Annotated in this window: 20 protein-coding genes; 11 read left to right on the top strand and 9 right to left on the bottom strand. The window is 71.8% G+C overall.

The features are described from left to right. Positions 1-107 precede the first annotated feature (107 nt). Positions 108-1,835 (top strand): beta-N-acetylhexosaminidase, encoded by a 1,728-nt coding sequence (locus tag ACFWGP_RS00185; protein ID WP_376929862.1) that lies wholly within the window; start codon positions 108-110, stop codon positions 1,833-1,835. A 123-nt stretch (positions 1,836-1,958) separates the two neighbouring features. Here the strand turns inward: ACFWGP_RS00185 and ACFWGP_RS00180 are convergent, their stop codons facing one another. Then, complete coding sequence (locus ACFWGP_RS00180) at positions 1,959-2,603, bottom strand: histidine phosphatase family protein (protein WP_275506073.1); 645 nt, start codon at positions 2,601-2,603, stop codon at positions 1,959-1,961. A 259-nt stretch (positions 2,604-2,862) separates the two neighbouring features. Here ACFWGP_RS00180 and ACFWGP_RS00175 point away from each other — a divergent pair, with 259 nt between their 5' ends. Both ACFWGP_RS00175 and ACFWGP_RS00170 read left to right on the top strand, forming a co-directional pair. After that, positions 2,863-3,912 (top strand): biotin/lipoate A/B protein ligase family protein, encoded by a 1,050-nt coding sequence (locus ACFWGP_RS00175; RefSeq protein ID WP_376929861.1) that lies wholly within the window; start codon positions 2,863-2,865, stop codon positions 3,910-3,912. 68 nt (positions 3,913-3,980) lie between these two features. Continuing rightward, the gene (locus tag ACFWGP_RS00170; RefSeq protein ID WP_275506077.1) at positions 3,981-4,307 is read left to right on the top strand and encodes a hypothetical protein; all 327 of its coding nucleotides are present in this window, start codon (positions 3,981-3,983) and stop codon (positions 4,305-4,307) included. Positions 4,308-4,386: 79 nt separating this feature from the next. On the opposite strand, the gene ACFWGP_RS00165 is transcribed toward ACFWGP_RS00170, so the two are convergent. Continuing rightward, complete coding sequence (locus ACFWGP_RS00165) at positions 4,387-4,998, bottom strand: TetR/AcrR family transcriptional regulator (RefSeq protein WP_231428952.1); 612 nt, start codon at positions 4,996-4,998, stop codon at positions 4,387-4,389. Positions 4,999-5,095: 97 nt separating this feature from the next. Between ACFWGP_RS00165 and ACFWGP_RS00160 the strand changes: the two genes are divergently transcribed. The 6 genes from ACFWGP_RS00160 to ACFWGP_RS00135 all read left to right on the top strand — a co-directional run bounded on the left by ACFWGP_RS00160 (position 5,096) and on the right by ACFWGP_RS00135 (position 16,438). After that, entirely contained in the window at positions 5,096-6,547 is a 1,452-nt protein-coding gene (locus ACFWGP_RS00160; RefSeq protein ID WP_231428951.1) for an APC family permease, read from the top strand. Positions 6,548-6,987: 440 nt separating this feature from the next. Further along, complete coding sequence (locus tag ACFWGP_RS00155) at positions 6,988-8,721, top strand: amidohydrolase (RefSeq protein WP_376929860.1); 1,734 nt, start codon at positions 6,988-6,990, stop codon at positions 8,719-8,721. 54 nt (positions 8,722-8,775) lie between these two features. Then, positions 8,776-9,660 (top strand): site-specific DNA-methyltransferase, encoded by an 885-nt coding sequence (locus tag ACFWGP_RS00150; RefSeq protein WP_231428949.1) that lies wholly within the window; start codon positions 8,776-8,778, stop codon positions 9,658-9,660. Further along, positions 9,657-10,379 carry a GntR family transcriptional regulator gene (locus tag ACFWGP_RS00145; protein ID WP_376929859.1) on the top strand — a complete coding sequence of 241 codons (723 nt, stop codon included), beginning with the start codon at positions 9,657-9,659 and terminating at the stop codon, positions 10,377-10,379. The genes ACFWGP_RS00150 and ACFWGP_RS00145 overlap by 4 nt, the downstream gene beginning before the upstream one ends. Positions 10,380-10,611: 232 nt before the next feature. Further along, positions 10,612-15,027: a LamG-like jellyroll fold domain-containing protein gene (locus ACFWGP_RS00140; protein ID WP_376929858.1), complete on the top strand. Its 4,416-nt coding sequence runs from the start codon at positions 10,612-10,614 to the stop codon at positions 15,025-15,027. A 28-nt stretch (positions 15,028-15,055) separates the two neighbouring features. Beyond that, the gene (locus tag ACFWGP_RS00135) at positions 15,056-16,438 is read left to right on the top strand and encodes a HupE/UreJ family protein (protein WP_376929857.1); all 1,383 of its coding nucleotides are present in this window, start codon (positions 15,056-15,058) and stop codon (positions 16,436-16,438) included. A gap of 22 nt (positions 16,439-16,460) precedes the next feature. Here ACFWGP_RS00135 and ACFWGP_RS00130 read toward each other — a convergent pair whose 3' ends face one another. The 5 genes from ACFWGP_RS00130 to ACFWGP_RS00110 form a co-directional block, all read right to left on the bottom strand. Continuing rightward, on the bottom strand, positions 16,461-17,504 hold the full coding sequence (locus ACFWGP_RS00130) for a LacI family DNA-binding transcriptional regulator (protein ID WP_275506081.1): 1,044 nt from the start codon (positions 17,502-17,504) through the stop codon (positions 16,461-16,463). Between the two features lie 119 nt (positions 17,505-17,623). Beyond that, the gene (locus ACFWGP_RS00125; protein WP_231428944.1) at positions 17,624-19,081 is read right to left on the bottom strand and encodes a GH1 family beta-glucosidase; all 1,458 of its coding nucleotides are present in this window, start codon (positions 19,079-19,081) and stop codon (positions 17,624-17,626) included. 26 nt (positions 19,082-19,107) lie between these two features. Then, positions 19,108-20,004 carry a carbohydrate ABC transporter permease gene (locus tag ACFWGP_RS00120; protein ID WP_231428943.1) on the bottom strand — a complete coding sequence of 299 codons (897 nt, stop codon included), beginning with the start codon at positions 20,002-20,004 and terminating at the stop codon, positions 19,108-19,110. Beyond that, positions 20,001-21,173: a carbohydrate ABC transporter permease gene (locus tag ACFWGP_RS00115; protein ID WP_376929856.1), complete on the bottom strand. Its 1,173-nt coding sequence runs from the start codon at positions 21,171-21,173 to the stop codon at positions 20,001-20,003. The genes ACFWGP_RS00120 and ACFWGP_RS00115 overlap by 4 nt, the downstream gene beginning before the upstream one ends. A gap of 70 nt (positions 21,174-21,243) precedes the next feature. Next, positions 21,244-22,563 carry an ABC transporter substrate-binding protein gene (locus ACFWGP_RS00110; protein ID WP_376929855.1) on the bottom strand — a complete coding sequence of 440 codons (1,320 nt, stop codon included), beginning with the start codon at positions 22,561-22,563 and terminating at the stop codon, positions 21,244-21,246. Positions 22,564-22,776: 213 nt separating this feature from the next. Here ACFWGP_RS00110 and ACFWGP_RS00105 point away from each other — a divergent pair, with 213 nt between their 5' ends. Continuing rightward, on the top strand, positions 22,777-23,589 hold the full coding sequence (locus tag ACFWGP_RS00105) for a M15 family metallopeptidase (protein WP_231428940.1): 813 nt from the start codon (positions 22,777-22,779) through the stop codon (positions 23,587-23,589). Next, complete coding sequence (locus ACFWGP_RS00100) at positions 23,589-24,923, top strand: MFS transporter (RefSeq protein WP_231428939.1); 1,335 nt, start codon at positions 23,589-23,591, stop codon at positions 24,921-24,923. The genes ACFWGP_RS00105 and ACFWGP_RS00100 overlap by 1 nt, the downstream gene beginning before the upstream one ends. On the opposite strand, the gene ACFWGP_RS00095 is transcribed toward ACFWGP_RS00100, so the two are convergent. Together ACFWGP_RS00095 and ACFWGP_RS00090 are read right to left on the bottom strand one after the other, a co-directional pair. Beyond that, positions 24,892-25,902: a DUF1648 domain-containing protein gene (locus tag ACFWGP_RS00095; protein ID WP_275506085.1), complete on the bottom strand. Its 1,011-nt coding sequence runs from the start codon at positions 25,900-25,902 to the stop codon at positions 24,892-24,894. The two genes, ACFWGP_RS00100 and ACFWGP_RS00095, sit on opposite strands and share 32 nt — an antisense overlap. Further along, complete coding sequence (locus tag ACFWGP_RS00090; RefSeq protein WP_231428937.1) at positions 25,899-26,249, bottom strand: GntR family transcriptional regulator; 351 nt, start codon at positions 26,247-26,249, stop codon at positions 25,899-25,901. The genes ACFWGP_RS00095 and ACFWGP_RS00090 overlap by 4 nt, the downstream gene beginning before the upstream one ends. Positions 26,250-26,279 lie beyond the last annotated feature (30 nt).

Here is a 26,279-nt window from a genome sequence, read left to right as displayed (position 1 = left end):
ATTGTTTCTGACCGAAAACATCGGACTATTGACAGACTCGATCAGCGCTGGCTAGCTTTCGGAGAGAACCCGAGACGCCCCTACCACCGAGCTCGAGGAGGACACCGATGTCCAGATCGCCCCGCGCCGCACTCGCCGCCACTGTCGCGGTGGGTGCGCTCGCCTTCGTCGCCGCGCCCCTGCCGGCGAATGCCGCCGACTCCGCTGCCGGCGCCGACCCGCTCGCCGACCTCGCCCTCGTTCCACAACCGTCGCACGTCGCCGCGACGGGCGCGGATCCCGTCGAACTCGGCGCCGGCACCGTCATCAAGGTGCACCCGCTCGACGACGGCGCGGCGTCGGTCGGTGAGGGCTTCGCGGAACTGCTGAGGGATGCCACGGGCTACGCGGTCCCCGTCGGCCAGCGAGCAGCGGGCGCATCCCGGGGCGCGACGATCGAGCTCTCGACCCGCGGCGACGCCGCCCTCGGCGACGAGGGCTACACGATCCAGGCCGAGGGAACGCACGTGTCGCTCGAGGCGCACACCGCCGAGGGGCTGTTCCGCGGCGCGACCACGCTCCGGCAGTTGCTGCCGCCCGAGGTCGAATCGGCCGAGGCATCCGATGTCGCCTGGGCGATCCCGTCGGTCGACATCAGCGATGCGCCCCGCTACGACTACCGCGGCGCCATGCTCGACGTCGGTCGGCGGTTCTACCCCGTCGACGACGTGAAGCGCTTCATCGACCACATGGCGCTCTACAAGTACAACGCGCTCCACCTGCACCTCACCGACGACCAGGGCTGGCGCCTCACCGTCGATGCGCGGCCCGAGCTCACGCAGGTCGGCGCATCGACGCAGAGCGGATGGAAGCCCGGCACCGGCGGGCCCTGGTTCTACACCAAGGCCGACTACCAGGAGATCGTGAAGTACGCCGCCGACCACTTCATCGAGGTCGTGCCCGAGATCGACGGGCCGAGCCACGCGATGGCGGCCAAGGCGTCGATCCCCGAGATCAACTGCGACGGCAAGGCCGTCGCGCCGTATTCGGGCTTCGACGTCGGCCTGCCGACCATCTGCCTCACGCCCGAGAAGCGAGCCGAGGTGCGCGCCTACCTGCAGGACGTGTTCACCGAGGCCGCGCAGCAGAGCTCCTCCGACATCGTGCACATCGGCGGCGACGAGGTGCCGTCGACCACGCAGGAGCAGATGGACTGGTACGTCGAGACCTCCGCCGAGGTGCTCGCCGAGCAGGGCAAGCGGGTCATGGGCTGGCACCAGATCGGCGCCTCGCCGCTGCCCGAGGGCTCCATCATGCAGTGGTGGGCCGACGCCGGCGACCAGGCCTCGATCGGCACGCCGAACGAGCGCCCCGACGTGCGGGAGCTCCGCAACGCGCTCGCGCAGGGCGCGACGGTCGTCGCCTCGCCCGCCGACCGCTCGTACCTCGACATGAAGTACGACGCGAGCGTGCCCTACGGGCTCAGCTGGGCCGGCCTCGTCGACCTCGAGCGCTCGTACGACTGGGACCCGATCTCGGTGACCTCGAGCACCGACGGCAGCGTCTCGCTCGCGACCGAGGAGCAGATCGAGGGCGTTGAGGCGGCGCTCTGGGCCGACCGCGCCTACTACGGCTCGACGAAGCTGCCGACGTCGCTCGACCAGTTCATCCCCGTGTCGCAGTACGCCGACTTCGTGAGCTTCCCGCGCATGCCGGCGATCGCCGAGGTCGGCTGGTCGGCGCCCGAGGTGCGCTCGTTCGACGACTTCGAACGCCGCATCGTGCAGCAGGCCCACCGCTGGGACGAGATGGGCATCGGCTACTACAAGGCGCCCGACGTGCCCTGGGAGGAGTAGGGGTCGTCGCCCCGCACGAGGCGCCGCCGGGACTCACCCGGTGGCGCCTCGTTCGAGTTCCGGCCCGTCGCGGGCCGAGGAGGGAGCGAGGCGAGCGCCTCGAAGCGCCGCCGACCGCCGCGGCTACATGCCCGCGTGCCAGGGCGGCACGTCGTAGCCCAGCAGTCGGATGCGGGGATGGTGCGCCGCGCGCGACTCCGTCGCCCAGGGGTAGACGATCGTCGTCACGTTGCAGTTGCCGAGCACGGGCAGCAGGTCGCGGTAGCCGTCGGGGTCCATGCCGGCGAGCTCGCAGAACAGCAGCCGGATGAGGGTGGCGTGCGCGACGACGAGCACGCGCCCGTCGGGGAACTCCTCGACCAGCTCGTCGAACACCGGCAGCGCCCGGGCGATGCCGGCGCGGCCGGTCTCGCCGCCCGGGAACGGGTTCGACGCGGGCGCCTCGCAGAACGCCGCCCACTCGGCCGGGTACCGCTCGGTGAGCTCGTCGGGCGTGAGTCCCTCGGCGGCGCCGAAGTCGATCTCGACGAGCCGGGCGTCGGTGCGCACCGGCAGGCCGGTCGTCTCGCCGGCGGGTGCGGCCGAGCGCTGCGCGCGGCTGAGCGGCGAGGCGATGATCGCATCGAGCCGGGCGTCGACCGCCCACGCGCCGAGCGCCGCGGCCTGGCCGAGGCCGTGGCGCGTGAGCGCGACATCCGAGTTGCCCGCGTAGCGGTGTTCGGCGTGCCAGACGGTCTCGCCGTGCCGCGCCAGGAAGAACGTCGTCATGTCGCCAGCGTACGCAGGGTCCCGTCGGTCGAGTAGGCGGCACCGGCGGGACCAAGCGATCCGCACCAGGTGTGGATTTGTGGATTTGTGGCCACCGATCGAGTGGATTTGTGGATTTGTGGACACCGATCGAGTGGACTTGTGGATTTGTGGCCGCCTTCCCGCGAGTGCACCCGGCGGTCGGCCTGACGCGGCGCGTCCGAGCCCGTGACGCTCCCGCGCTACTCGACCGACGGAACCCATCCGTAGGCTGTACCGCATGCACGGTGAATACAAGGTGCCCGGCGGCAAGCTCGTGATCGTCGACTTCGACGTGGTCGGCGGGGCGATCCGCAACCCGCGGGTCGCCGGCGACTTCTTCCTCGAACCCGACGAAGCGCTCGACGACATCAACGCCGCGCTCGAGGGCCTGCCCGCGGCTTCCGACGCGAAGCAGATCTCGGCCGCGATCGGCGCGCGCCTCCGCAAGGACGCCGTCATGCTGGGCTTCTCGGCCGACGCCGTCGCGGTCGCCGTGCGCCGCGCGCTCACCGAGGCGACGAGCTGGGCCGACTACGACTGGGAGGTCGTGCACGACCCCGCCGTGCCGCCGCGCCTGCACCTCGCGCTCGACGAGGTGCTCGCCACCCGCGTCGGCGAGGGCCGCCGCAAGCCGACCCTGCGCATCTGGGAGTGGGACGAATCGGCCGTCGTCATCGGCTCGTTCCAGTCGGTGAAGAACGAGGTCGATCCCGAGGGCGCCGAGCGCTATGGCTTCGACGTCGTGCGCCGTATCTCGGGCGGCGGCGCGATGATGATGGAGCAGGGCAACGTCGTCACCTACTCGCTCTACGTGCCTGCAGAGCTCGTGCAGGGCATGAGCTTCGCCGAGTCGTACGCCTACCTCGACGACTGGGTGCTGCAGGGCCTGCGCGCCCTCGGGATCGAGGCGACGTACCAGCCGCTCAACGACATCACGAGCCCGCTCGGCAAGATCGGCGGCGCCGCGCAGAAGCGCCTCGGCAACGGGGGAGTGCTGCACCACGTCACGATGGCGTACGACCTCGACAACGAGAAGATGCTCGAGGTCCTCCGCATCGGTCGCGAGAAGATCAGCGACAAGGGCATCGCCTCGGCGGCGAAGCGCGTCGACCCGCTGCGCTCGCAGACGGGGCTCAGCCGCGGCGCCATCATCGAGAGCCTCAAGCAGACGTTCGTCGCGCTCAACGGGGCGACGCCGGGCAGCGTGACCGCCGACGAGCTGGCCGAGGCCGAGGAGCTCGTCGAGGCGAAGTTCGCGACGCGCGAGTGGCTCTACCGGGTGCCCTGACGGCCGCGCGTCGCGGCTGAGCGACGGCTCGCGAGGAAGGCTCAGGGTCACCCCGCTAGAATCGCCGGGTGGATTGGTGGATCTGGCTCGCGATCGCGCTCGGCGCGCTCGCCGTCATCGTCGTCGCCGTGCGGCTCGGCTGGATCGACCTCTCCGACAAGACCAAGAAGGGCAAGCCCTCGGGCAGCGCCGTCATGATGATCGGCGACGAGGTGTTCGCGCCGCGCAAGTACGAGGCGCAGGTCGAGATGGACCGGCAGAACCGCCTGCCCACGCCGGCGCCGACCCCCGACGGTGACAAGGGCATCGCCTTCGCCGACGACGAGGGGGATGCCGCGGGCGCGCCTCCGGCGCGGTCCGATCGCTTCAAGGGCTCGATCCGTCTCGACGTCTGAGGACGGTCGGTCGGTCGAGTGGCGAAGCGGATCGAGGCCACCGGGTCGAGCGGCCCGGCCTCGATACGGTGCTGCGCGCCTACTCGGCCGACGGGGTGGTCGGGCAGCCGAGTTCCGCCGCGACCGCCCGCATCGCCGCGGCCGCGGTCTCGACCGTCATGAGCGCGTTGCCGCCGACGATGTGCAGGCCGTACGCGTCTTCGAGGGCGACGAACGTCATCGCGAGCCGGTCGTCGTCGAGGTTCGGCGTGAAGACGCCGGCCGTGCGCCCCGCGGCCAGGATGCGACGGTACGTCTCGAGCTGGCGCAGGTAGAGCTTCTGCACGAGCTCGTCGTGCAGCGGCGAGTTGCCGGCGAGCACGTCGAACTCGTAGAGCAGGCTCATGAGCGCGTCATCGGGCCCGCTCGGCAGACCGCCGTCGATGGCGGCGGCGAGCTGCGCACGGGGGTCGTCGAGGCGGTCGACGACGGCATCGCGATCGTCGCAGAACCGCTCCACACCGGCAGCATGGGCCTCGACGAGCAGTGCGTCGAGGTCTTCGTAGTAGTAGAGGATCGCGCCCCGCGTGAGGCCGGCCTGGGCCGCGACATCCGTCAGCGACAGCGACCGCAGCCCGTGCATGCGCCCCGCGGCATACGTCGCCTCGATGAGGGCCGCGCGCCGGGCGTGCTGGTTGCGGGGTCGGGCCATGTTCTTGACACTAACCGATCGGCCTGTCATGCTCGGTTGCATTCTTTGACACTTGAGTCAAATAATGCCTTGGTTCCCCCGACGAAGCGAGACCCCCATGTCATCACCCACTCCAGCGCCCGCCCTCGACACGGCCGCGACGACGACGCACGGCGCGCAGCTGTCGCGTTCGCTCGGCGTCGGCGGCAACGTGCTCATCACCCTCTCGGGCATCTCGCCCGCCTCGAGCGTGTTCATCCTCGGCGGCGCCGCGCTCGCCACCTACGGCACCGGCGTCTTCTGGGGCTTCGCCCTCGCCGGCGTCATCAGCCTGCTCGTCGCGCTGTGCTACGCCGAGCTCGGGTCGCGGCATCCCATCGCCGGCGGCGACTACTCGCTCGTGAACCGCGTGCTCGGGCCGGCAGCGGGCGCGGCCGTGTTCTTCATCAACCTCATCACGCTGCCGCTCATCGTGGCGATCTTCGCGCTCGGCGTCGCCGACTACCTCGGCGTCGCGATCGCGGGGCTCGACCCGTTGTGGACGGCGCTCATCGTGATCGTGCTCGCGACCGTGACGGCGTGCTTCAACATCCGCACGAACGCGTGGGTGACGGGTGCCTTCCTCTTCGTCGAGATGGCCGCGCTCGTGCTGCTCGCGGTGCTGGGGCTCATCAACGTCGAGCGCCCGATCACCGCGCTCTTCGACCCGCAGGTGCTCGACCCCGCGACGGGCGGACTCGCTCCGCTCGGCATCGCCGGGCTCGTGCTGGCGATCACGCAGGGCATCTTCTCGTACAACGGCTACGGCGGCGCGATCTACTTCGCCGAGGAGACCCGCAACGCCCGCCGCACCATCGCCCGCGCCGTGCTCTGGAGCGCGCTCATCACCGTGCTCGCCGAGCTCATCCCGCTGACCGCGATCCTGCTCGGTGCCGACTCGCTCGAGGACCTCTTCGGCGCGGCGCTGCCGGTCGAGACGTTCCTCGCCGAGAGCGCCGGCGATGCCGTCACGATCGTCGTGCTCGTGGCGATCGCACTCGCGATCGTGAACGCGATCATCGCGATCGCCCTGCAGTCGGGCCGCCTGCTCTTCGCCGCTGCCCGCGACCAGGCGATGCCGGCCGGGCTCGCCCGCCCGCTCGCGAAGGTGTCGCCGACGACGAAGATGCCGGTCGTCGCCACGATCGTCATGGGCGTGCTCGCCCTCGCGGCATGCTTCGTGCCCTTCGACGTGCTGCTCAACGCCACCGGATCGACGCTCGCGTTCAGCTACGGCTTCATCGCCCTCGCCGCGCTCGTCGTGCGCCGGCAGACGAACCGCGAGGCCGCCGCCGGGGCGTCGATGTCGGCGTACTTCCGCATGCCGCTCTGGCCGATCGCGCCGATCGTCGCCCTCGCCGCGATCGCGACGATCTTCGTGATCGGGATCCTCGACCCCGCGCAGTGGCTGAGCCTCGGCATCGCGGCGGGGATCATCGTCGCCGGGTTCCTCTACTACGCGCTGTACCTGCGCACGAACCCCGGCGCGGCGCACCTGCTCGACGCCGACGAGGACGACGACCTCGCCTGAGGATCCCCACGGTCCGCGACGGGATCACGGCGGCCGGCCGCGTCGGCTCCGCGATCCCGTCGCCCGGGTCGGGGATGTCTCGGCCGGGAGCGCGACCACATGACCGCATGACCACATGGGTCGAGTCCACGTGCCCACACGACCACGCCGTCCGAGGAGCGAACGCACCGGCCGGGGACGCTTCTCGCAAGGGCGTCCACACGTCCACATGTCCACAGCGTGCGCGTCGACAATTCCACACATCCACACGATCGATGCGCACATGTCCACAAATCCACAGCTCCGGCGGACCGAACGCCCCCGGAGTCCGGCGAACCGTGGCTGGTGACTGCCCCATGTCATCGGCCACCGCATCACCGCATCACCGCACCACCGCTCCACCGCACACCGCGCTCCACCGCACACCGCGCTCCACCGCACACCGCAGAAAGCCCAGCACCATGACCCTCGACCTCCTCATCACCGGCGCACGCGTGCGCACCTTCGACCCCGCGCGGCCCTGGGCCGAGGCGATCGGCGTCACGGGCGACCGCATCGCCTACGTCGGCCCCGCGGCCGAGGCGCCCGCCGCGCGGCGCACGGTCGAGGCCGACGGCCGGCTCGTCACGCCCGGCGTGATCGACAGCCACAACCACCTGCTGCTCGGCTTCGACGACGATGCGGTCTCGCTCGAAGGGGCGCACACCCTCGACGAGGTGCGCCGGCGCATCGCCGGCTTCGCGGCCGCCCGCCCCGAGCTGCCGTGGATCTGCGCCGAGAACGCCGTGTACGCCGTCGTCGAGAACCGCCGGCCGAACGCGCGCGACCTGGCCGGCCTCGACCCGCACGGCCGGCCGATCTTCGTGACGACCTACGACCAGCACTCGGTGTGGCTCGACCGCCGCGCGCTCGAGGTGCTCGGCCTCGCCGACGGCGGCGAGATCGCCTGGGGCCGCGCCGAGCGCGACGCCGACGGCACGGCGACCGGATGGGTCACCGACTTCTACACGAGCGCGATGACCGTCGCGGGACTCGCGGCGCTGCAGCGCGACATCCCGATGTACTCGCCCGAACGCCGGTACCGCAAGCTGCGGTCGAGCATGCGGATGGCGACCGCGCTCGGCATCACGACCGTCGTCGAGCCGCAGGTGCCGCTCGCCGAGCTTCCGCTCTTCGAGCGTGCGCTCGCCGAGGGCGTGCTGAGCTCCCGAGTGATCGCCGCGCTCTTCCACCCCGTCGGGGCCGACGGCGAGTTCCGGCGCACGCTCCGCGACACGATCGCGAACGCGGCCGAGAACCCGGATGACGCGGGCCTGCTGCGCCTCGGGCCCATCAAGCTCTACTCCGACGACGTGATCGAGCCGCACACCGCGCTCATGCTCGACGACTACGCGACCCGGCCCGGCCGGCGCGGACGCCCGAGCTACGCCGGCAACGGCGGGCGCGAGCTCGTCGACGTCGTCACCGAACTCGACCGGCTGGGCCTGCAGACCCACACGCACGCGACGGGCGACGCGGGCATCCGGCTGGCGCTCGACGCGATCGAGCACGCGCAACGGGTGAACGGCACGGTCGACCGGCGCCACGGCGTCGTGCACGTCGAGTGCCTGCACCCCGACGACCTGCCGCGCTTCGCGGAGCTGGGCGTCACCGCGGCGATGCAGCCGCGGCACTGCTCGCCCGACCTCGTCGCCGGCACGTGGATGGAGAACGTCGGCGAAGAGCGCTGGAGCCGTGCCTGGCGCTTCAGGAGCCTCCTCGACTCGGGCGCGACCGTCGCCTTCTCGAGCGACTGGCAGGTCGGCGAGATGGACCCGCTCGTCGGCGTCTTCTCGGCCGCGACCCGTGCGGCGCTCGACGGCACCGACGCCTGGACCGCGGGGGAGCGGGTCGGCGTCGACCGCTCGCTCGAGGCCTACACGGTGCACGGTGCGCGGGCCTGGCATCTCGAGGGGTCGCGCGGGCGACTCGCGGTGGGCATGGACGCCGACCTCGTCGTGTGGTCGGGCGACCTCTACGCGCACGAGCACGACCCAGCGGGCCTCCTCGCCGAGCACGCCGAGGTGACGCTGGTGGGCGGGCAGGTCGTGCACTCGCGCGGCGCCGTCGCCGACGTCGTCGGTTCGGCCGCGGCATCCGACCCCGCCGCGGGCCGCGAGATCGCCGACGCGCACGCGCACGAGCACGCCGGCTGACTTCGGCGGGCGCTACTGCAACCGGCGGAGCGGTCGACTGGCAGACTGGAGCCCGTGGCCTCCGACGAACCCGACCGCATCATCCATGCGGACAACCTCGCGGTGCTGCCCACCCTGCCCGACGGCCGGTTCACGCTCATCTACCTCGACCCGCCGTTCAACACCGGCCGGGTGCAGGCGCGCCAGTCGCTGCGTCACGTGCGGCAGGTCGAGGCGGATGACTCGGAGCCCGAGCCGGGCGCGGCGAACACCGTCAACACGATCACCGGGTTCGCGGGCAAGCGCTACGAGCGCATCCGCGGAGACCTGCTCCGCTACGACGACCGCTTCGACGACTACTGGGCGTTCCTCGAACCGCGACTCGTCGAGGCCTGGCGCCTGCTCGCCGACGACGGCACGCTCTATCTGCACCTCGACTACCGCGAGGCGCACTACGCGAAGGTGCTGCTCGACGCGCTGTTCGGGCGCGAGTGCTTCCTCAACGAGTTGATCTGGGCGTACGACTACGGCGCGAAGTCCAAGCGGCGCTGGCCGACGAAGCACGACACGATCCTCGTGTACGTGAAGAACCCCGAGCGCTACTGGTTCGACTCGACCGCGGTCGACCGCGAACCGTACATGGCGCCGGGCCTCGTGACCCCCGAGAAGGCCGAGCTCGGCAAGCTGCCGACCGACGTCTGGTGGCACACGATCGTCTCGCCGACCGGGCGAGAGAAGACCGGGTACCCGACGCAGAAGCCCGAGGGCATCCTGCGGCGCATCGTGCAGGCCTCGACCCGCGAGGGCGACTGGGTGCTCGACTTCTTCGCGGGGTCCGGCACGACCGGCGCCGTCGCCGCGACCCTCGGCCGCCGGTTCGTGCTCGTCGACGAACACCCCGATGCGATCGCCGTCATGCGCGGACGGTTCGCCGAGGTGGCGGGGGTCGTCTTCGAGTGACCGGGTCGGTCGACCTCATCGGCGACCTGCGTCGCCGGATCGTGTCGGGCGAGCTGCCGGCAGGCACCCGGCTGCCGAGCGAGCTCGAGCTCGCCGCGGCGCAGGGTTCCTCGCGCAGCGTCGTGCGAAGCGCGCTCGCCGCGCTCGCGCGCCAGGGCCTCGTCGAGTCGCGCCGCGGCGCGGGCTGGTTCGTGCAGGCGGCGAAGACCCAGGGGTTCGACCGCATGCGCTCGTTCACCCAGTGGGCCGAGGCCCAGGGCCGCGCGTCGGGCGGTCGGGTCGTCGCGAGGGAGGTCCGACGCGCGACTCCGCGCGAGGCGCGGCTGCTCGGCATCGGCACGGGCGACGAGGTGCTGCACATGATCCGCGTGCGCACGCTCGAGGGGCGCGACGTCATGGTCGAGCGCTCGACCTGGGCGCCGTGGGTGATGCCGCACGTCGCACGCATGCCCGACGATGCGCACTCGACCACGCGACGGCTCGCCGACGCCGGCATCGTCATCACGCACGGCAACCACCGCATCGAGGCCGTCGCCGCATCGAGCGAGGACGCACGGCTGCTCGGGGTCCGACGCTCGAGCCCGATGCTGCAGGTGCGGCGCGAGACGTACGCCGCGAACGCGCGCCCCGTCGAGTGCGGCGAAGACCGGTACCTGCCGCACACCATCTCGTTCGAGGCGCAGGCCGCCGGCACGGCCGAGTTGCCCGACGCCGGCTGAGACCCGGCCACGACCGGGCCGCGCACCCACTGTGCGCAGCGGGCCGACGAATCCGGCCCCGCTCGCGAATCCGCCGCCGCGCGGTCCCCTCACGTTCACCCGGCGGCCACCTCGGCTCGGTTTCGTGGCACCGTTCCGGCCCAGGTCACTCGAAGGACATATCGTGTCGCAGCCCGCCGTCCCCCCGTCCGATTCCGCCGTTCCCCGCCGATCCCGGCGTCGGTCGGCCCTCGTGGTCACCTCCGTCGCCGCCGCGACGCTGCTCCTCACCGGCATCGCCGCCGCGCCTGCCCAGGCGCAGGCCGCGCCCGCCACCACCGCATCGGCCGTCGCGCCGTCGAACGGCGACGCCGAGTCGGCCGCCACCGCATCGGGCGCGGCCGACGCGCCCGTCGCCATCACCGGCCCGACCGACGCCGTCGTCGGCGACACCGTCGTCTTCACCGGCGGGGCCGGTGCGGCCGGCGACCTCGTCGTCTCGGTCACGAGCCCCGACGGCGTCGTGGCCGCCGTGAGCCCGGGCGACGACGGCGCCTACCGCTTCGTGCCCGCCGTCGCGGGCGAGTACACGGTCGCCTTCACCGTCACCGATGCCGAGGGCGGCATCACCGAGGAGACGCGCACCGTCACGGTCGGCGGAGATGCGACCCGGGCCCCGGCCGGTGCGCCGGCGTCCGAGGAGCCCTCCGCCGAGGCATCCGGGCCGTCGTCGACCGAGTCGGTCGTCGAAGCCCCTGCGACCGCCGCCGGCGAGCCCGACATCCGCTTCGCGGCGATCGGCGACATCCACAACAACTGGAGCGAGCTCGCCGAGGCGTACGACTTCTGGGCCGCCGAGAACGTCGGCACCGCCCTCTTCGTGGGCGACCTGACGAATACCGCGACCGCGAGCGAGTACGCCGGGCTGAAGTCGACGATCGACTCGAAGGCCGGCCTCGGCATCGACCTCGTCGCCTCGCTCGGCAACCACGACGTCAGCGCGATCTCGTCGTACGACCTGTTCACCCAGGCCACCGGCGGCCAGAAGCCGAACGCCGACTACACGATCGACGGCTACCACTTCATCACCGTCTCGCCGGGTGCCGGCACGCTCGACCCCGTCACGGGCAAGCCGTCGTCGGCGAGCTCGGGCAATTACGCCTACGCCGCCTCGTGGCTGCAGCAGCGACTCGCGGCCGCCACGGCCGAGGACCCGACGAAGCCCGTCATGGTGCTCGTGCACCACCCGCTGCAGTGCACGCACTACGTCTCGAACGAGTGGTACGGCACGGGCCTCTCGAGCGGTTGCGGCAACACCCTGCAGTCGGTCTTCGACGACTTCCCGCAGGCGGTCGTCTGGGGCGGGCACATCCACACGCCGCAGAACATCCCGACGTCGGTCTGGCAGGGCCAGGAGAACCGTGCCGGCGACAAGGCCGACAAGGGCTTCACGACCGTCAATGCACCGCCGCTCGCGTACTACGAGTTCGAGTCGGGCGTCGTGGGCACGAGCCCGACGAGCCGATCGAACGACACGACGCCCGACGACGCGGGCAACAACCGCCAGACGGCGGTCGTCGAGATCACCGGCTCGAAGGTCACGATCAGGAACTACGACCTGCTCGCCGATCAGTGGATCGACCAGACGTGGACGTGGGACGTCGCCGACTCGGTCGACACGACGAAGACGTACGACGAGCGCTTCCCGCTCAACAACACCCACCGCGCGAGCCTCTCGAAGGCGCCCGAGTGGAAGGCGGGCTCCGCGGTGACGGTCGACGGCATCGGCGAGGACAAGGCGATGGTCGCGTTCCCGCAGGCCGTGCCCGCTCCGAACACCGTGCAGGACATCGTGCACAAGTACCGCTACACGACGGTCGACGTCGCGACCGGGCAGACCGTGAACACCTTCCTGCAGTGGTCGGGGTTCTACAACCTGCCGATGCCGACGAGCCGCAACCACGAGGTGTGGAACCTGCGCCCGTCGCGACAGTACGAGGTGCGGGTCACCCCGATCAACGCGTGGGGCAAGGAGGGTACGGCGCTCACGGCGCGGTTCACGACGACCGGCTCGACCGGCCCGGTCGAGCCGCCGTTCGACCCCGAGAAGCTCACCTTCGACGACCTGCGCGAGCAGGTGCCGACCGCCGATCTCCTCGATGTCGGCTTCGCCGACGGCAAGGCCGCGGATGCCTCGCCGAAGGCGTGGACCCTCACCGCAGGCGGCGCTGCCCGAGTCGCGGACGACGCCGACCTCGGCGCACAGGTCGCGGTCGGTGAGCAGGACGCGGCCACCGCGTTCAAGACCGCGCCCTGGAGCGACGCCGACTACGCGAAGCTGCAGGACGGCTTCACGATCGACGCGACGTTCAAGCTCGACGCGATCGACAAGCCCGTCGGCGGATACGTCGACGTGTTCGGCGGCATGCAGGGCGGCGGCGTCGGCCTCGAGGCGGTGCGAACGGCGTCGGCCACGACGTACGAGCTCGGATTCTGGTATTCGAGCCCTCGTCCGTCGGTCGAGCTGGAGTACGGCACCTGGTACCACGTGACCGGCTGGTACGACGGCACCGACGCCCGCCTCTACGTGAACGGCATCAGGGCGGTGACCACGGAGGACGTCTCGTTCCCGGTCAAGCCGAGCAACACCGCGGCGCGCTACATGGCGATCGGCGGCGACGCGAACGCGAGCGGCACCCTCGACGACGCGACGCTCGACGGCCGCATCGCCGGCGTCGAGATCTACAGCACGCCGCTGAGCGACAAGAACGTCTACCGCGTCGCGAACCGCGAGCTCAAGCTCATCGACGCCACGCCGCCGCAGGTCGAGGCCGAGCGCCCGGCGCCCGGTGCCTCCGCGGTCGTCGGTCGGCCCTACATCGCCCCGGCGCCGCAGGCGGTCGACAACTCGGGCCGGGTGAAGGTCGCCGTCGAGGTGACCGACCCGACGGGTGGTGTCGTCGAGGTGGCGCGCACCGACGACGGCCGGTACACGTTCACGCCGAGCGTGGCGGGCGCGCACACGCTCGCCTACGTCGTCACCGACGCGGCCGCCCGCCAGTCGCAGGCTTCGTTCACCGTGACCGCGGCGAACGGATCGGCCGAGCTGGCCCGACTCCTCGAGCCGCTCCCCGCGGCCGACCTGCTCGATCTCGACTACGTCGGCGGCAGGCCCGTCGACCGGTCGCCGCGGGCGCACGCCATCACCGCCGGCAACGCGCCGATCGCGGTCGACGCCGCACTCGGCACCGAGGTCGCGACGTTCACCGGCAGCTCCGCCCAGGGCTCGCGCATCGCATGGTCCGACGGCGACTACGCCGAGACCGAGGACGGCTTCACGATCGAGTCGGTCGTCAAGGTGCCCGCGATCACGACCGAGCGCGACATGATCTCGAACACGCAGAGTGCGGGGCAGGGCCTCGAGATGCTGCCCGGCACGCAGCCGGGCAAGGTCTCGCCCGAGCTGTGGGTGCGCGTCGGCGGCAAGTACGTCGTCGCCCGTGCCGAGAACGCCGTCACCGCCGGGCAGTGGTCGCACATCGCGGCGACGTACGACGCCGCGTCGGGAGCACTGCGCGTGTTCGTCGACGGCCGCGAGGCCGGCACGGCCACCGCGACGGGCGGCGGCAAGGTGCAGAACCCGACGGGCGCAGCACGGTCGTTCGTCGTCGGCGGAGACATCTCGTCGTCGGGCACGGTCGAGTACCCCTTCGAGGGCACCGTCGCGACGGCGAAGATCTTCGGCGAGCCGCTCGCGGCCGCATCGGTCGAGCGCCTCGCCGCGCACGCCCTGACGAGCAACGACACGACGCCGCCGCTCGTCGAGGTCGACCCCGCGCCCGCCGCGACCGCGACGGTCGGCACCGAGTACACGGTGCCCGCCGGCCTCGCGGGCGACGACTCGGGCTCGGTCGAGCTCACGATCACGGCGTCGGGGCCCATCGGCGAGGACGTGCCGCTCGAGCCGGGCACGATCGTGCCCCCGGCCGCCGGTGCGTACACGTTGCGGTACCTCGCGGTCGACGCCGCCGGCAACGACACCGCGGCCGAGTTCGACGTCACCGTCGAGGAGCCCGCGCCGGTCGCCACCGTGCAGCCGAGCGTCTCGGGAACCGCCGAGGTCGGCGGCATCCTCTTCGCGAAGCCGGGCGAGTGGGACGCCGAGGGCCTCGCCTTCGCCTACCGCTGGACGGCGGACGGTGAGGAGCTCGCGGGAGAGACCGGCGCGCAGCTGCAGGTCGACGGATCGCTCAACGGCGCCGAGATCGCGGTGACCGTGACGGCGAGCCGCCCGAACAGCGCCGACGGCACGGCGACCTCGAAGGATGTCGCGATCGCAGAGCTGCCGACCTGGCGCGCCGACCGCGCGTACGTCGCCGGCGACCGGGTGCTCCATGACGGCCGCGTGTTCGTCGCGCAGTGGTGGACCAAGGGGGCGACGCCCGGGGCGACCGCGAAGAACGGCAAGGTGAACGGCGCCTGGGCCGAGCAGGGGGTCGAGGTGAGCACCGCGAAGGGCATCGTGCGGGCCTGGACCGCGTCGTGGGTCTACACCGGCGGCGAGACCGTCGAGCACGAGGGGCGCCTCTATCGCGCCCAGTGGTGGACCCGCGGCGAGGCGCCCGGCACCGCGAAGCACCCGGCCTGGGCGGACCTCGGTGCGGCCTGAACCACGCCGCAGGGGGAGCGCGCGCCTCGTGCGTGCGCTCCTCTGCGCGGTCGCCGCGGTCGGGGCACTCGCGTCGGCCGTGCTCGCCCCGGCCGACCCGGCGGCCGCGCACAGCTACGCCGCGACCGTCTTCGCCGACGTCACCGAGCCCGAGCCCGGCCTCGTGCGGACCGTGCTCGAGATCGAGTACGTGCTGCTCGCGACCGACGGCGCGCGGGCGATGGACGACGCCGGGTTCGAGGCCGACGCGTACGCCGACGTGCAGGCGTCGGGCCGCGATCCCCGGAAGCTCACGACCGAGGTGCTCGAGCGCCACTCCGACACGGTGCTCGGGTACGTCCTGCCGCGGTACTCGGTCGCGGTCGAGGGGGATGACTCGGCTGGGGCGGCCTGCCCGAACACCCTCGTCGAACCGTTCGCGATCACGATCCGCGACGGCGTGCCGCACGCCCGGCTCGTGATCGACGCCGACTGCCGGTCTGAGGTCGGCGCGGCCGCCGCCGTCTACCGGATCGGCACCGAGCTGTTCCCGGGAACGGCACCGGGCGGCAGGACGACCACGATCGTCAGCTACGACCTCGGCTCGGGAGCCGGTGTCGCGAACCTCGACACCGACACGAGCCCGACGATGACGACGACGCAGGACTGGGGCTCGCGGATGGGCGAGTTCCTGATCCTCGGCGCCGAGCACCTGCTCTTCGGACCCGACCACCTGCTGTTCCTGCTCGCCCTCATCGTCGGTGCGAGGCGCCTGCGCGACATCGTCGTGGTCGCGACGGCATTCACGGTGGCGCACTCGATGACGTTCATCGCCGCCGCGCTCGGGCTCGTGAGCGTGCCGCCCGCGTTCGTCGAGCCGGTCATCGCGTTCTCGATCGCTGCCGTCGCGCTCTGGAGCGTCTGGGCGTCGCGACGCGGCCGGGGAGGTCTGGACGGCCTGCTGAGACGGCGCGGGAACGCGGCGAGCACCGGGGAGGTCGCTGCGGCCGCAGGAGCCCGGCCGGGCGCCACCCCGAACCCGGGCGGCGCCTCGGGCTCCGGCCCGCGCGGGGGCCTCGCCCTCCGCGAGCGCACGGCCGTGACGGTGCTGCCGACGGTGCTCGCGCCGCCCCGCGGGTTCTCGCGCGAGGACTGGGTGCGGGTCGCGGTGGTCTTCGTCTTCGGGCTCGTGCACGGCGTCGGCTTCGCGGGTGCGCTCGGCATCGACGAGCCGTTCTCGTGGGGCCTGCTCGGCGCGCTGCTCGTGTTCAACGTGGGCATCGAGCTGACCCAGCTCGTGCTCATCGCCGTGACGTTCCCGCTCATCGTGCTGCTGCGTCGCCGGCTGCCGGGCTCGCCGCTCTGGATCGAGCTCGGGGTCGCCGCGGTCGGGCTCTTCTGGTTCGTCGAGCGGCTGCTCGCCGGGGCCTGACCGGTGCCGAGGGCGCCGGGGCCTACGCCGACTCGCGCACCACGAGGCGCGTCGGCAGGATCGTCTGCTTCGGCACGTCGTCGTCGCCCGAGATGAGGCGGATGAGCAGCTCCGCCATCGTGCGGCCCTGCTCCTCCGACGGCTGGGCGACGGTCGTCAGCGGCACGGCGGTGCGGGTCGCGACGGGACTGTCGTCGAAGCCGACCACGGCCACGTCGTCGGGCACGCGCAGGCCGCGCTCGGCGAGCACGGCGAGGGCGCCGCTCGCCATCAGGTCGCTCGCGACGAACAACGCGTCGATGCCGGGGCCGTCGCTCCCGCGTGCGGAAGCGCCGACCCGGTCGAGCAGCCGACGGGTCGCGGCCGCGGCGCCCTCGGCGGTGAAGTCGCCCGACTCGACGAGGTCGTCGGGCAGCCCGGCCGCGCTGACCGCCGCACGGAACCCGTCGAGCCGGTCGACGCCCGCGCGCATGTCGAGTGGACCGGTGATCGACCCGATGCGACGCCGGCCGAGATCGATGAGGTGGCGCGTGCCGACCTCGGCCGCCGCCTCGTTGTCGACGTCGACGTAGGTCGCGCCCTCGACGAGCCCGTCGACCGGGCGGCCGCCGAAGACGAGCGGCACCGTCGAATCGGCGAGCACGATCTCGTCGCCCGTGTGGTGCGAGATCACGAGGGCGCCGTCGACGACGCCCGACTCGAGGTAGGCACGCGTCTTGTGCCGCGGATCGCTCGAGGCGACGAGCAGGTTGAGCACGTAGTCGCTGTCGTCGATGCGGCTCATGATGCCCTTGACGATCTCGGCGAAGTACGGGTCGCCGAAGAACGTCGTGACGTCTTCGGGCACGACGAGCGCGATCGCGTTCGACGAGCGGCTGGCGAGCGAGCGGGCCGCCCGGTTCGGCACGTAGCGCAGGCGCTTGACCGCGTCGTTGACCGCTGCGGCGACCTCGGGGCTCACCTTCGGCGAGCCGTTGACGACGCGGCTCACCGTCGCCCGCGACACTCCCGCGACGCGTGCGACCATCTCGAGCGTGGGGGCACCCCCCGAGGCATCCTTCGCCATGTCGTCAGTCTAGGTCGCGTGGCGCCGCGGCCCGCGGTCTCGATACGCGCTGCGCGCTCCTCGACCGGCGGGTGCGTGGTCTCGATGCGGCGCCGCGCGCCCGCTCGGCCGACCGGCCATCACAGCGCCCGGTCGCGGATGACGCGGGCGTACGCGTGCCCGCTGCGCTTGACCGTGCGTTCCTGGGTGTCGTAGTCGACCCGCACGATGCCGAACCGCTTCGCATACCCCCACGCCCACTCGAAGTTGTCGAGCAGCGACCAGTAGAAGTACCCGTTGACCGGCACCCCCTGCTCGATCGCGTCGAGGATCGCCGCGAGGTGCGCGAGCACGAACGACTCGCGGTCGGCGTCGTCGACGACGGCGGCGCCGCCGGAGGTCGACACGACATCGTCGTACGCCGCGCCGTTCTCGGTGACGTAGAGCTCGACCCCGGCTGCGGCCGCGTATTCCTCCCAGATGCGGCGCAGCAGTCGGGTGAGCCCCTCGGGCTGCACCTCCCAGTTCTGCGCCGTGCGCGGCAGGCCGCGCTCGACGTTGTAGAGGTCGCGAGCGACCGGGTACGGGCTGCGGGTCGGGCGCGGGTTGCCGGGGGCGCTCGGCACCGGGGTGTCGGCCGGAGCCGGCGGCGTCGCCGAGACGAGGTCTCCGTGGTAGTAGTTCACGCCGAGCGCGTCGATCGGCGTCGAGATCAGCTCGAGGTCGCCGTCGCGCACGGCCGCCTCGAACCGGTCGACGGCCGCGGCATCCGCCTCGCGGATGTCGGCGACGATGTCGGCCGGGTAGCTCGCCCGGAACAGCGGGTCGAGGAACCATCGGTTGAACTGCCCGTCGAGCCGGCGCACCGCGTCGAGGTCGCGGGGATCGCTCGGGTCGGCGGGGTCGGCGACCGTGTGGTTGAGGGTGATGCCGAGGTCGAGCCCGGCGTCGCGACTCCGCAGCTCGCGCACCACCTGACCGTGGCCGAGCAGCAGGTGATGCGCGGCGAGCAGGCCCTCGGCGATGCTCTGATGCCCCGGCGCGTGCTCGCCGCCGGTGTACGAGAGGAACGAGGCGCACCACGGCTCGTTGAGCGTGGTCCACGCGGTCACCCGGTCGCCGAGCACGTCGTGCAGCGAGAGCGCGTACTCGGTGAACCGGTCGCTCGTCTCGCGCACCGTCCAGCCGCCGCGCTCCTGGAGCGCCTGCGGCAGGTCCCAGTGGTAGAGCGTGAGCCACGGCTTGATGCCGGCGCCGAGCAGCTCGTCGACCAGTCTCGAGTAGAAGTCGACGCCCGCGGGGTTCACGGGGCCGCCGTCGGGGCGCACCCGCGACCACGACGCCGAGAAGCGGTACGTCTGCAGTCCGAGCTCGCGCATGAGTGCGACATCCTGCGGCATGCGGTGGTAGTGGTCGCACGCGACGTCGCCGTGGTCGCCGCCGATCACCGCGCCGGGCACCCGGCAGAACGCGTCCCAGATCGAGGCGGTGCGGCCGTCTTCGAACGCGGCGCCCTCGATCTGGTAGGCGGCGGTCGCCGCACCGAACAGGAAGGTCTCGGGGAACGCGCGCGCCGGGGCCGTCGACGTGTCGGTCATGGACAGGTCCTCTCGAAGTCCGATGGTCATCCCTTGACTGCTCCTGCCATGATCCCTGAAATGAGTTGCTTGCCGGCGATGATGAAGAGAATCAGCAGTGGCAGCGTCGCGAGCACCGCGCCCGCGAGCACCACCGAGTAGTCGACGTAGCGGGCCGACTGCAGCTGGCTCAGCGCCACCTGCAGGGTCGGGTTCTGCGGCACGACGAGCAGCGGCCAGAGGTAGTCGGTCCACGCCGTCATGAAGGTGAAGAGCCCGAGGATCGCCATCGCCGGGCGGGCGGCCGGCACGCCGACGTGCCAGAACGTGCTGATCATCGACGCCCCGTCGACGCGCGCCGCCTCGATGAGCTCGTCGGGGATGACGTCGACCAGGTACTGCCGCATGAAGAACACGCCGAACGCGGTCACGAGCGTCGGCACGATCACGGCGCCGAGCGTGCCCGTCCAGCCGAACTGCTTCATGAGCATGAACAGCGGGATGATGCCGAGCTGGGTCGGCACCGCGAGCGTCGCGATCACGAACACCATGAGCCCCTCGCGGCCGCGGAACCGCAGCTTCGCGAACGCGTAGCCGGCGAGCGTCGAGAAGCTCACGACCGAGAGCGTGATGACGCTCGCGACGATGATCGAGTTGCCGAGCGCGAGCCAGAACGGCACGGTGTCGAGCACCTCGCCGACGTTGGTCCAGAACTGGCCGCCCGGCAGGAGCGGCGGCCAGGTGTCGGTGAGCGCCGACTTGTCGCTCGAGCCGATGACGAACGACCAGTACAGCGGGTACGCCCCGGCGACGAAGAAGACGCCGAGCAGCGTGTAGGTGAGCCAGCCCGGGCGGCGCTCGATGCCGAGCGAGCGCCTGCGGGGTGCGTCGTACCGCGCGGGCTTGATCGCGTCGCGGGTGACGACGGCCTTCGTGGCGGTCATGCGCGTTCCTCCGGACGTGGTTCGTCGAGATCTGGGTCGTCGAGCATCGGCTCGGCCACCATGGCCCCGGTCACGCCTCCGGCGCCGACCCGGGCGGTGAGGGCGGATGCCTCGGCGTGCGCCGCGGCGTGGGCGTCGAGCCTGCGTCGGGTGCTGCGCTTCGTGCGCTTCGCCTCGGCTCCCGCGATGCGCCGCGAGAGCCAGAAGTTCACGAGCCCGATCGCGACGATGATGAGGAAGAGCAGCCATGCGACAGCCGAGGCCTTGCCGAAGTCCTGCCGGTTGAAGGCGAGGTCCCAGAGGTAGAGCACGGTCGTCTGGTACTGCCGTTGCGGCCCGCCGGGCACGGAGCTCGTCGCGTTGAAGAGCTTCGGCTCCGTGAAGATCTGCAGGCCGCCGATCGTCGCCGTGATGATGACGAAGACGATCGTGGGCTTGATGCTCGGGATCGTGACCGAGAAGAAGCGGCGCACGGCGCCGGCGCCGTCGATGGCGGCGGCCTCGTGGATGTCCTTCGGCACGGCCTGCATCGCCGCGAGCAGGATGAGCGCGTTGTAGCCCGTCCAGCGCCAGTTGACCATGGTCGCGATCGCGATGTGGCTCGGGAGGGTCTCGGTCTTCCACATCACGGGATCGGCGCCGATCGTCGTGAGGAGGTTGTTGATGAGGCCGTACTTCTCGCCGAAGACGTTGCTGAAGATGAGGGTGACGGCGACGGGCGTCACGACGTAGGGGAGGATGACCGACAGGCGCCAGAAGGTCTTGGCGCGGATGTTCTGGTCGAGCACGGCGGCGATGACGATCGCCGCGATGAGCTGCGGCACCGCCGAGAGCAGGAAGATGCTGAACGTGTTGAACAGCGAGTTCCAGAACAGCGGGTCCTGGAGCTCCGCGGCGAAGTTCTCGAGGCCGACCCACTCGCCCGGGCCGGTGAGCAGGTTCCAGTCGTTCAGCGACACCACGAAGGTGTAGCCGAGGGGGAACAGCCCGACGAGTCCGAACAGCACGAAGAACGGCGCGATGTAGAGGTAGGGGGAGTACCTCACGTCCCAGCGGCTGAGGCGCTGCCGGGTGGTGAGTGCGGTGCGGTGCGCGGTGCGGTCGTGCTTCGCGCCGCCCGAGGGCGTGGGGGATGCCGCCTCCGCCGGCGGCGTGATGGTCGAAGTCATTCGGGGTTCCTCTCGTGAGGCGGGCCCTTCGGAGCGTTCCGAAGGGCCCGCGTTCACTTCGCCGGTCGGACTACTGCTGGACCAGCTGGTCGAGGAGGTCGAGCGCGTGCTGCCACGCGGTCGGGCCGTCGGCCTTGCCCGAGTCGAGCTCCTGGATCGAGGGGCCGAAGACCTGCTCCTGGATCACCGAGTCGTCCGGTCCCTTGTACTGGGCCACGACACCTTCGGCACGCGAGCCGAGGATCTCGCCGACCGGTGCGTCGTTGAAGAACGCGGTCAGTTCGCTCTCGCCGGTCACTCCGGCGTCGGCCTGCGCCTCGACGTTCGAGGGGAACGTTCCGGCGGCCTGGAAGGCCGCGACCTGCGACTGCGCGTTCGTCAGGTACTCGGCGAGCTCGGCCGCCTCCTTCGGGTGCTTCGAGGTGGTCGGCACCGTCAGGAACGCGCCGCCCCAGTTGGCCGCGCCGCCGGGGAAGACGTCGGCGAAGTCCCAGCCGGTCGTGGCGTCGCCGCCGGCGGCCTCGACCTGGCCCTTGACCACGCCGAGCATCCAGCCCGGGCAGACGAAGGTCGCGAACGAGCCGTCGGTGAACGCCTTGCCCCCGCCCCAGTCCCACTGGGTCTGGTTCGACGAGAGGCCGTCGGCCGCGCCCTGCGCGAGCAGGGCCCATCGGGCCTCGAGCTCGGCGTTGCCCTCGACGTTCAGTTCGCCGTCGGCGGTGTAGTAGCCCTCGGGCAGCTGGTTGACCATCGAGTTCCAGACGAAGCCCGACTGGTCGTAGAACGCCTTGCCGGTCTTGTCGTGATAGGCCTTGCCGACCTCGAAGAACTTCTCCCACGAGGCATCCTCGCCGCCGAAGAGGGCGGCCACGCCTTCGCGGTCGCTCGGCAGGCCGGCCTCCTCGAAGAGCTTGCCGTTGTAGCAGAGGCCCTCGGGGCCGATGTCGGTGCCGTAGCCGATGATGCGCCCGTCGGCGTCGGTGGCCTGCTTCACCTTCCAGTCGACCCACTGGTCGCTGAGGTCGTCGGCGCCGTAGTCGCGCAGGTCGGTGAACGAGTCGCTCACCTGCATGACCTTCGACAGCCAGCCCTCTTCGACGGCCTGCACGTCGGGAAGGCCCGCGCCGGCAGCCTGCTTCGTCTGCCAGTCGGTGAGGGCGTTGCCGCCGGTGTCGATGTTGGTGGCCTTGATGGTGATGCCGGGGTGGTCGGCCTCGTACTGCTCGTACAGGCCCTCGAGGCCCTGGGTGCCGAACGTGGTGACGGTGAGGGTGATGTCCTCGCCCTCGGCGCTCGCGCCACCGCCGGTCGAACAGGCGGTGGCCAGCAGTGCGATGGATGCCGCGCCGGCGATGGCGACGGCGCCCCGGGTGCGTCGTGAAAGCTTCACGGTCACTCCTTTGTGTGCGTGGTCGAATGGGGGATGATGCAGGAACAAGAGAGCGCTCTCTCGCTATTGTGAGAGCGCTCTCACACTTTCGGAAGGTGACTCTACGACGCGATCTCTGCTGCTGTCAAGAGAGCGCTCTCACAGCGCCGCGGCCGCGGTGGGTGTTCGCCGCCCGGGGCGGCGGCGATGCCCGCCGCGCGTAGAATCGGCAGCGTGTCCGAACCCGCAGATCCTCCCGCCGTCGACGAGGCGGTGCAGCGACGGCGCATGACCGTGGCACTCGTGCTCATCGCGATCCTCGCGGCGATCAGCGTCGTCGTGGTCGGCGCGGTCGCCGGAGCCGGTTCGGGCTCGGCCGGCGCCACCGGCGGCGGCCCCGAGGCATCCGGCTCCGCGAGTGCGACGCCGCGGCCGGCGCCGGCGACCGCGCCGCCGCCCGCGAGCGTCGACACCTTCGATCGCACGGCGCACTCGCTCGACGACCCCGCCAGCATCTGGGTCGTCGTCAACCAGGTGCGCCCGCTGAACCCGCAGGACTACGTTCCCGACGACCTCGTCGAGGTGCCCGTCGCGCACAGCTGGGTGCCCGAGATGCGCCAGGAGGCGTCCGACGCGGTCGTCGCGATGTTCGCCGCCGCGGCCGACGAGGCCGACTTCTACCTGGCCTCGAACAGCGCCTACCGCAGCTACGACACGCAGGTCGAGCTCTACGGCGACGGCAGCGACCCGACGACCGCCCCGCCGGGGCACTCCGAGCATCAGACCGGCCTCGCGATGGACATCGGCACCGAGGGCGGCTGCACGTTCGAGTGCATGGACGACTCCGCCGAGGGCGAATGGGTGCGTGCGAACGCCTGGCGATTCGGGTTCATCCTGCGCTACCCCGCCGACAAGGTCGACATCACGGGCTACCCGCACGAGTCGTGGCACTTCCGCTACGTCGGGGTGCCGCTCGCGACCGAGATGCACGAGAAGGGCATCACGACGCTCGAGGAGTTCTTCGGCGTACCGGGCGGCGGCGCCTGATGAGCGATGCGCCGAGCGCACCCGAGCCGACGACGGCGCGGGTGACGCCGGTGCCGCACCGCGGGATCTCGCTGACCGTCCTCATCGTCAACCAGCTGCTCGCGGGCGTCGGCGTCGCCTCGGGCATCGCCGTCGCGGCCCTCCTCGTCGACGAACTCACCGGCGTCGTCGCCCTCGCGGGCTTCGCCCAGTCGTCGAGCGTGCTCGGCGCGGCCATCGCGGCGATCCCGCTCGCGAAGCTCGCCGTCGGGCGTGGGCGGCACGTCGCGCTCGCCACGGGCTACGCGCTCGGATGCCTCGGCGCAGTGCTCGTCATCGTCGCCGCCGTGAGCGGGTTCGTGCCGCTCGTGTTCCTCGGGCTCATGGCGTTCGGGGCCGGCACCGCGGCGGGCCTGCAGGCGCGCTTCGCCGCCACAGAGGTCGCTGCGCCCGGCTTCGAGGCGCGCTCGATGTCGCTCGTGCTGTGGGCGACGACGCTCGGTTCGGTCGCCGGGCCGCTGCTCTCCGACCTCGGCGACACCGTCGGCCAGGCCATCGGGCTGCCGGCGCTCGTCGGCCCCTTCCTGTTCTCGGGTGCCGCGTTCGCGTTCTCCGCGCTGCTCGTCGCGGCGCTCCTGCGCCTGCCGCAGGCCGGGCGGCTCGCGAGCGACGCCGGGGCGGACGAGGCATCCCCGACGCCGACCGGAGCGGCCGGTGCGGGCGGCGCCTCGAAGCCCATCGGATCGTGGCAGGCGATGCGCATCGCCGCGCGCAACCCCCGTGCGCTCTTCGCCATCCTCGCGATCGTCTGCTCGCAGACGGTCATGGTCGGCGTCATGGTGATGACGCCCGTGCACATGATGGCGCACGGGCTCTCGCTGACGGCGGTCGGCGTCGTGCTCAGCATCCACATCGTCGGGATGTACGGCGCCAGCCCCATCGTCGGGTGGCTCGCCGACCGCATCGGGTCGGAGCGGGTGATCTTCATCGGCATCGGGGTGCTCGCCGCTGCGACGCTCATCGGCATCCTCGCGCCGGCCGACGACATGCTGCTCGTGCCGCTCGCGCTCGGCCTGCTCGGACTCGGCTGGTCGTGCGGACTCATCGGCGGCTCGACCCTCGTGACCGACTCCGTCTCGCAGGAGATCCGGGTGCCGTTGCAGGGCGCGACCGATGCGGCGATGAACCTCTCGGCGGCGGTCGCGGCGGCCCTCAGCGGCTTCGTGCTCGGCCTCGGCGGGTTCGCCGGCGTGTGCCTCGTGGGCGCGCTCGTGCTGCTGCCGCTCGTCGTGGCCGGCCTGCGCGCACGGGCTCGCGCCCGCGTCAGTTCCGAGCCCCGCGAACCCGCGAGCTGAGGGCCTCGAGCAGCGCCGCCGCCGTCGCGGCGTCGTCGACGGTCACGGTGAAGCGACGTCCGTCGCGGCGAGTGACCTGCAACGCCTCGCCGGCGCGGAGCACGATGCCGAACGACCCGTTCGGCACGAGCCGCACGCCCCATCCGCCGAAGTCCGCGGTCGGGTTGACCGTCGTGACCGCCGCCGACGCCACATCGTCGAGCGCAACGCCGAACCGCGGCACCCCCGCCGCCGAGGCGACGGTGAGCCCTCGATCGTCGACGCGCACCCGGAAGACGAACGTCGTCGCGGCGAGCAGCACGAGCAGCACGGTGACGCCGAGCATCACCCACCAGGCCGGGGAGCCCGTGGCCGCGACGACGACGGTGCCGAGCGCGAGCGCGACGATGCTCGCGACGATGGCGACCATCGCCGCGCGCGACATCGTGGTCGTGCTCACCCAGACGGCACGCTCGCCCGGGGCGAGTCGGAGCGGTTCGATCGTCCGGGTCGCCCGGGCGCCGGTCGTGACGTTCGGCTGCGCGTACCACCCGGCCGCGCCCGCGACGACGCCGAGGAGGAGCGCGACGAGCATCGGGAGGCCGATGCCCGGGGCGTCGTGCGGATCGGCGAGGCCGCGCTGCAGGCCGAACGACCAGGTCATGCCGACCGTGACGAGCACGGTGGTGGCCAGCGAGGCGGCACCGAGCAGTCGCATCATCGGGCCCCAGTGCCCGTCGCGCGTGCCCGTGAGCATGATCGTCGCGAACAACGCGGTGAGCCCCAGGCCGAGCACGGCGGTGCCGACCGGAACGGTCCACGCCGGGGCGAAGGCGTCGGGCTCGCCGGTGCTGCTCCAGTGCGTCGCGACGGTGGCGGGCATCTCGGGCAGCCAGGCGAGCATGAGCGCGACGGCGACGAGCGTCAGCGCGACCGGGACGGCGCAGCCGACCACGAGGTAGCGGCGGCGGGCGGTGCGGACATCGTCGGATGCGGTCATCGGTACGTCTCCTTCACGAGGGCGGCGAGGGTGTCGGGGGAGAGCCCGAGCTCTTTGGCACGCGCGACGAGCGTCGCGACGTCGTGGTGCAGCTGCGCGAGCGGTTCGACGGCCTCGGTGACCACCGCGCCGCGACCGCGGCGCATGTCGACGAGGCCCTCCTCGCGCAGCGACTGGTAGGCCCGCAGCACCGTGTGGAGGTTCACGCCGAGCGAGGCGGCGACCTCGCGTGCCGAGGGCAGCTTGTCGCCGGCTCGCAGGCGCCCGGCCGCGGCATCCGCCCGCACCGATGCGGCCACCTGGGCGAAGATCGGTGTCTCGCTCGCGGGGTCGACGCGTATCAGCACGGCGGCACTCCTTTCACAACTGTTCTATGA

Origin of the sequence: Agromyces sp. NPDC127015, from assembly GCF_042725165.1 — a bacterium.
In the GTDB taxonomy this organism is placed as follows: domain Bacteria; phylum Actinomycetota; class Actinomycetes; order Actinomycetales; family Microbacteriaceae; genus Agromyces; species Agromyces chromiiresistens.
Note: the sequence above shows the minus strand (reverse complement) of the source record. Positions and strands in the feature narration are given on the sequence as shown.

Coding starts and splice junctions, on each gene's coding strand:
- ACFWGP_RS00175 (WP_376929861.1), top strand. CDS start 2,863: ATGCACGGTGAATACAAGGTGCCCGGCGGCAAGCTCGTGATCGTCGAC.
- ACFWGP_RS00100 (WP_231428939.1), top strand. CDS start 23,589: ATGAGCGATGCGCCGAGCGCACCCGAGCCGACGACGGCGCGGGTGACG.
- ACFWGP_RS00120 (WP_231428943.1), bottom strand. CDS start 20,004: ATGACCGCCACGAAGGCCGTCGTCACCCGCGACGCGATCAAGCCCGCG.
- ACFWGP_RS00180 (WP_275506073.1), bottom strand. CDS start 2,603: ATGACGACGTTCTTCCTGGCGCGGCACGGCGAGACCGTCTGGCACGCC.
- ACFWGP_RS00185 (WP_376929862.1), top strand. CDS start 108: ATGTCCAGATCGCCCCGCGCCGCACTCGCCGCCACTGTCGCGGTGGGT.
- ACFWGP_RS00165 (WP_231428952.1), bottom strand. CDS start 4,998: ATGGCCCGACCCCGCAACCAGCACGCCCGGCGCGCGGCCCTCATCGAG.
- ACFWGP_RS00160 (WP_231428951.1), top strand. CDS start 5,096: ATGTCATCACCCACTCCAGCGCCCGCCCTCGACACGGCCGCGACGACG.
- ACFWGP_RS00125 (WP_231428944.1), bottom strand. CDS start 19,081: ATGACCGACACGTCGACGGCCCCGGCGCGCGCGTTCCCCGAGACCTTC.
- ACFWGP_RS00115 (WP_376929856.1), bottom strand. CDS start 21,173: ATGACTTCGACCATCACGCCGCCGGCGGAGGCGGCATCCCCCACGCCC.
- ACFWGP_RS00155 (WP_376929860.1), top strand. CDS start 6,988: ATGACCCTCGACCTCCTCATCACCGGCGCACGCGTGCGCACCTTCGAC.
- ACFWGP_RS00130 (WP_275506081.1), bottom strand. CDS start 17,504: ATGGCGAAGGATGCCTCGGGGGGTGCCCCCACGCTCGAGATGGTCGCA.
- ACFWGP_RS00095 (WP_275506085.1), bottom strand. CDS start 25,902: ATGACCGCATCCGACGATGTCCGCACCGCCCGCCGCCGCTACCTCGTG.